The sequence below is a fragment of the Romboutsia sp. genome (assembly GCF_035470145.1).
GTDB lineage: Bacteria > Bacillota > Clostridia > Peptostreptococcales > Peptostreptococcaceae > Romboutsia_D.
In genome coordinates this window covers 1-5,445 of the sequence record NZ_DATIRC010000239.1, presented here as the reverse complement: position 1 = coordinate 5,445, position 5,445 = coordinate 1, and the positions used below count along the sequence as shown (strand labels likewise).

General features: G+C 28.5%; 4 protein-coding genes and 1 pseudogene. 3 read left to right on the top strand and 2 right to left on the bottom strand.

From position 1 onward, the window contains the following. On the bottom strand, positions 1 to 1,243 hold a 1,243-nt coding region (guaD, locus tag VLM92_RS10190; RefSeq protein WP_325276237.1), incomplete at its 3' end, for a guanine deaminase. A 342-nt stretch (positions 1,244 to 1,585) separates the two neighbouring features. Further along, positions 1,586 to 3,184: a peptide chain release factor 3 gene (locus VLM92_RS10185; protein ID WP_325276236.1), complete on the bottom strand. Its 1,599-nt coding sequence runs from the start codon at positions 3,182 to 3,184 to the stop codon at positions 1,586 to 1,588. A 479-nt stretch (positions 3,185 to 3,663) separates the two neighbouring features. On the opposite strand from VLM92_RS10185, the gene VLM92_RS10180 reads away from it, so the two are divergent. The 3 genes and pseudogenes from VLM92_RS10180 to VLM92_RS10170 all read left to right on the top strand — a co-directional run. Beyond that, positions 3,664 to 4,521, top strand: coding sequence for an FAD binding domain-containing protein (locus VLM92_RS10180; protein ID WP_325276235.1), 858 nt, complete (start codon positions 3,664 to 3,666; stop codon positions 4,519 to 4,521). Positions 4,522 to 4,608: 87 nt separating this feature from the next. Continuing rightward, entirely contained in the window at positions 4,609 to 5,067 is a 459-nt protein-coding gene (locus VLM92_RS10175; RefSeq protein WP_325276234.1) for a (2Fe-2S)-binding protein, read from the top strand. Continuing rightward, a pseudogene (locus VLM92_RS10170) lies at positions 5,067 to 5,445 on the top strand (aldehyde oxidase); the annotation flags it as partial. The gene VLM92_RS10175 and the pseudogene VLM92_RS10170, both read left to right, overlap by 1 nt.

Sequence of the window (5,445 nt, the reverse complement as noted above, 5' to 3'; positions counted from 1 at the left end):
ATTTTCCACTTACATATCTATGATAAATATGCCTATCATCACCTAAATAAATAAATCTTTCTAATCTTTCAATTAAACTATAGTTATCAAAATTAAGCTCAGAATCATCTATAACAAGAGCATCAAATTCATAATCTTTTTCAAAGCTTCCAACATTTCCAAAGAAAGAACCACCACCCTTAGTGGCTATATAAAATGCTTCACTAAGACTTAAGAAATCATATTCTTTATTTTGTGCCCATATAAGCTTAGAAAACTCTATAGCATAAACCATAGTTTTAAATATTGAAAAACTATGACCACCACTTACATCACTACCAAAGCCTAGTTTAACATTGTTATTTATAAGCTTTCTTATAGGCATTATTCCACTAGCTAGATTAGCATTTGAAGTAGGGCAATGAACAGCATATACATTTTTATTTTTCATAAGCTCAATTTCCTCATTTGTTAAATGAATACAATGAGCCATAAGTGTAGGAGTGTCACCAAATAAATTACATTTATCATAAACATCGCCATAGAATTTAGAAGTTGGATGAAGCTCTCTTACCCATTTTATTTCACCTACATTTTCAGATAAATGAGATTGCACAGGTACATTAAACTCAAGTGCTAGCTTACCAAGAGATTTTAATAAATTTTCACTACAAGTAGGTACAAATCTAGGCGTTATTATAGGTCTAACTAAGTTAGATTTGTTTTGATATTTATTTATTATTTCTAGGGTATCATTAATAGAATCATTAGTTTTTTCGCAAAGATTATCACATGAATTTCTATCCATATTAACCTTACCAACATAAGCTCCAAGACCACACCCTATAAAAATGTCCATTAACTTCATTGTAGATTCTTTATGTATAGTTGCAAAAGCAGCTACTCTAGTAGTTCCATTTTTATATATTTCATTTACGAATTTAGAATACATCTTTTCACCATAACTAACATCTTTATACTTAGATTCCTCAGGAAATGTATAATCATTAAGCCAAGGAAGTAATTCTTTATCCATCGCGATACCAACATTTCTAAACTGAGGAGCGTGGCAATGCAAATCATTCATTCCAGGGATTATCAATTTGTCTGTATAATCTATCAATTCATAATTTTTGTATTTCTCGGGCAATTTTTTAAAAACATTAACTATTTTGTTATTTAATAAAACTATGTATCCATTTTCTATGATCTCAAATTTATCATGTGTAGGAGTGAAAATTATATTTCCTTTAATAACCTTCATAAAACACCTCTCTAAAAGTTTTAAATATTTAATATTAATATATATGAGTAACACTAAATAGATATTCAATTAGTAATTTGATAATTAAGCCCTTATTTATCAATATAAGCCTTATATTCTTAAATTATTCATACGAAGAAAATATTTAAAATTAAAATATACGTATTGATACGAAAAAATAATAATAAATAAAATTAAAAAATCTGTCATTGTAAGATAAGACTAATTATATTTAAGAAATAATAGATTACTATCAAAATAAAAAATATTTTAGAGATTAAATAAAATAAAAATAAAATAGCGCCTATTAAAAATCATAGACGCTATTTTTTATAATTATTTTTATAAAGAAGTTTCTCTTAAAACTAAATTTTCATTTCTTTCAGTTATATTATTAATAGACCATTCATTTTGGAATAATAATACTGGATTTCTATTTTTATCTTCAACCAGTATTGTATCCATTGTCATTGAAAAATTATCAGACTTAAATGTATCGGCTTCAATCCAACGTATATAACGGTAAGGCAACGTGTGCATTATCATATCGACACCATATTCTTGTTTTAGACGATATTCTAAAACTTCAAACTGAAGAACTCCAACTACTCCTATAATAAGTTCTTCCATACCAGAATTAGGTTGTTTGAATATTTGTATAGCACCTTCTTCTGATAATTGTGTAAGTCCTTTTACAAATTGTTTTCTTTTAAGTGCATTCTTTGTAGATACTCTTGCAAAATGCTCAGGAGCAAATTGTGGTATACCAGTGTATTGTAAATTTGATTGCTTTTCACTTAATGTATCACCAATATTAAATATTCCTGGATCGTGTATTCCTATAATATCACCAGGGTAAGCTGAATCTATTATAACACGATCTTGTGCTACAAACTGTTGAGGTTGTGCAAGTTTAACCTTTTTATTTCTTTGTACATGAGTTACTGTCATACCTTTTTCGAATTTACCAGAGCAAATTCTTAAAAATGCAATTCTATCTCTATGAGATTTATCCATATTGGCTTGAATTTTAAATATAAATCCTGAAAAATTATTTGATTCGGCATCAATATCACCTAAATTACTTTTACGAGACTTTGGAGGTGGTGTTATTTCTAGGAATGACTCTAAAAACGGCTCAACACCAAAGTTAGTAAGGGCACTTCCAAAGAATACAGGTGTTAATTCACCATTTAGTATTTGATCTAAATCAAAATTATCTCCAGCAATATCTAAAAGTTCAATATCATTTAGCAGTTGCTCATGAAGCTCATCACCTAATAAAGTATTGAATTTTTCATCAGATATATCTCCAGTTGTAGATTTAGCAATAGATTGTCCATGGTTACCATCATTAAATAGTTCAACTTGGTTTTTATGACGGTTAAATACGCCTTTAAAATCTTTACCAGAACCAATTGGCCAGTTTACTGGACAAGAGCGAATTCCTAGAACATTTTCAATATCTTCAAGTAGTTCAAATGGGTCTTTTCCTTGACGGTCCATTTTATTGATAAAAGTAAAAATTGGTATTCCTCTCATTTTACAAACGTGGAATAACTTTTTTGTTTGATCCTCAACACCTTTAGCAGAGTCAATAACCATTACTGCACTGTCTGCTGCCATAAGAGTTCTATAAGTGTCCTCACTGAAATCTTGATGCCCTGGAGTGTCAAGAATATTTATACAAAAGTTATTATATTCAAATTGAAGAACACTTGAGGCAACAGATATCCCTCTTTGCTTTTCAATTTCCATCCAGTCAGACACTGCATGTTTTTGAGATCTTCTTGACTTAACAGATCCTGCTTCACGAATGGCACCACCATATAATAGAAACTTTTCAGTTAATGTAGTTTTTCCTGCATCGGGATGGGAAATAATTGCAAAGGTTCTTCTTCTTCGAACTTCATCAATCAAACTTAAGTTTTGTTCTGTCATTTTTTATCATCCTTTATTTTAATTTTATGATTATCTAAATATAAAAAAATCTCCAATTTAAGATTTATAAGGAAGACTTTTTTGAAGCACATATACGAAAATTATATTTATTAACAGTTTTAAAATGAATATAATTTCCTACGTGCTATAAAAAAGCTCTAACCTTATTGATATTATAACTTTATTGCAAAACTGTCAATATAGAAGCTAACTAAATTATAGATAACAATCTTTGGATTTATACGGTTTATAGTATCTCAGATAACTAATTATATCTAATAAATGTAATAGACAAATTTTAAAATTCATATTATTAATTGAGTGAAAATTAAAAAAATACCTTTTTGTATTTTAAAGTATTCTAACTTATCTGATTTGTGGATAAGTTAGAATACCAACCGCTAACCTTGAGCAACGGACCTGTTTTTTAGGTCGTTGGCGACATAAGTGAAGCAAATTTTTTACTTTGGAGGATAACTATGATTAAAGAAGTATATAAAGCAAAAAAACTCGATGAAGTACTAAATATACTTGAGATTAAAAAATCAAGGGCAAAAATTATAGCTGGTGGAACTGACTTAATTGTTGAGATGAGAAATAATAAATTTAATAAAGAAATTTTGATTGATATCAGCGATATAGAAGAACTTAAGATTATAAAAGAAGAAGGAAATACTATAAAAATAGGTGCATGTACAACATTTAACGATATTATAAACTCCGATAAAATTAGTAGCAATTTATATGGATTAAAAAAATCATCAAGTCTTGTAGGTTCTCCACAGATAAGAAGTAAAGGTACTATAGGTGGAAATATATGTAATGCCTCTCCTAGTGCTGATTTAATACCACCACTTTTAGCTTTAAAGGCTATAGTATGTATACAAAGTAAGAATTATAAAAGAAAGGCATATCTAAAAGATATACTAATAGATAAAAATCATATAGATATAGGAACAAATGAAATTTTAACGTATATAGAATTTGAAAAGCCAAAAATAAATCAAGTCTTATCATTTGCTAAATTAGGATTTAGAAAGTCACTAGCTATATCTAAAATATCAAGTAGCGTTTTATTAGAGATAGAAGAAAATAAATTTAAAAATATAAATATAGCGCTAGGTGCTTTAAGTAAAACTGGTATAAGAGGATATGAAGTTGAAAAATATTTAACTGGAAAAACTGTTGAAGATGAAAATATAAACAAAGCTTTAGATATATTACAGGATAATGTAAGTGAAAACTTAAAAAACAGAAGTAGTGGGGAGTTTAAATCACATGCAGTTAAAGGTGTAGTAAAAGAAGCTATATATGAAGGCATAAAATTATTAGGGTAGCTACAATAAAATTATTGTGATAAGAGAAAATATAAGAAATATTAAGGTTTGATTACAAAATTAAGTAAATATATTGGGGGTGTATTTGTGAAAAATATAAGTTTGAATATAAATGATACTATATATAATGTTGATATAAAAGAAGAGGAGAGGCTTATAGATGTACTTAGGGATAAGCTTAAATTAACTGGAACTAAGGAAGGCTGCGGTGAAGGTGAATGTGGAGCGTGTTCTGTTATTATGGAAGGGGAATTAGTTAATTCTTGCTTAGTACTAGCATTTCAAGCAGAGGATAAAAAGATAATCACTATTGAAGGTGTAAAAGAAGAATATCTAAAACAAGCATTTATTGATGTAGGAGCTGTTCAATGCGGATTTTGTACACCAGGCATGATACTTAGCGGAAAATCTATACTAGATAAAAATGCTTCTCCAAGCAAGAAAGAAATAAGAGAAGGTATATCTGGCAACTTATGTAGATGTACAGGATACAATAAGATTGTTGATGCTATACACTTAGCATCCAAGATAAGGGGAGAGAATTAATGGAGGTTGTTGGCAAAAATATAAAAAGAATAGATGCTTATGATAAAGTAAATGGTAAAGCTATTTATCCGCAAGATATATACTTTGAAGATATGCTTTATGGAGAAACTTTAAGGTCTAGCAAAGCTCATGCGTATATAGATATTGATATAAGTAAAGCTAAAGAAATAGAAGGTGTTGTAAAAATATTTACAGCAAAAGATGTACCTTACAATCATCATGGTGTTGTATTTAAAGACCATGAAGTATTTTGTGATAAAAAGGTAAGAAGGATAGGGGATCCTATAGCTTTTGTAGTAGCTAACTCTAAAGAAGCTACAAAAAATGCTATAAATCATATAAAAGTAAACTATAAAGAAATAGAAGGAGTATTTGACC

Coding starts and splice junctions, on each gene's coding strand:
- VLM92_RS10185 (WP_325276236.1), bottom strand. CDS start 3,184: ATGACAGAACAAAACTTAAGTTTGATTGATGAAGTTCGAAGAAGAAGA.
- VLM92_RS10180 (WP_325276235.1), top strand. CDS start 3,664: ATGATTAAAGAAGTATATAAAGCAAAAAAACTCGATGAAGTACTAAAT.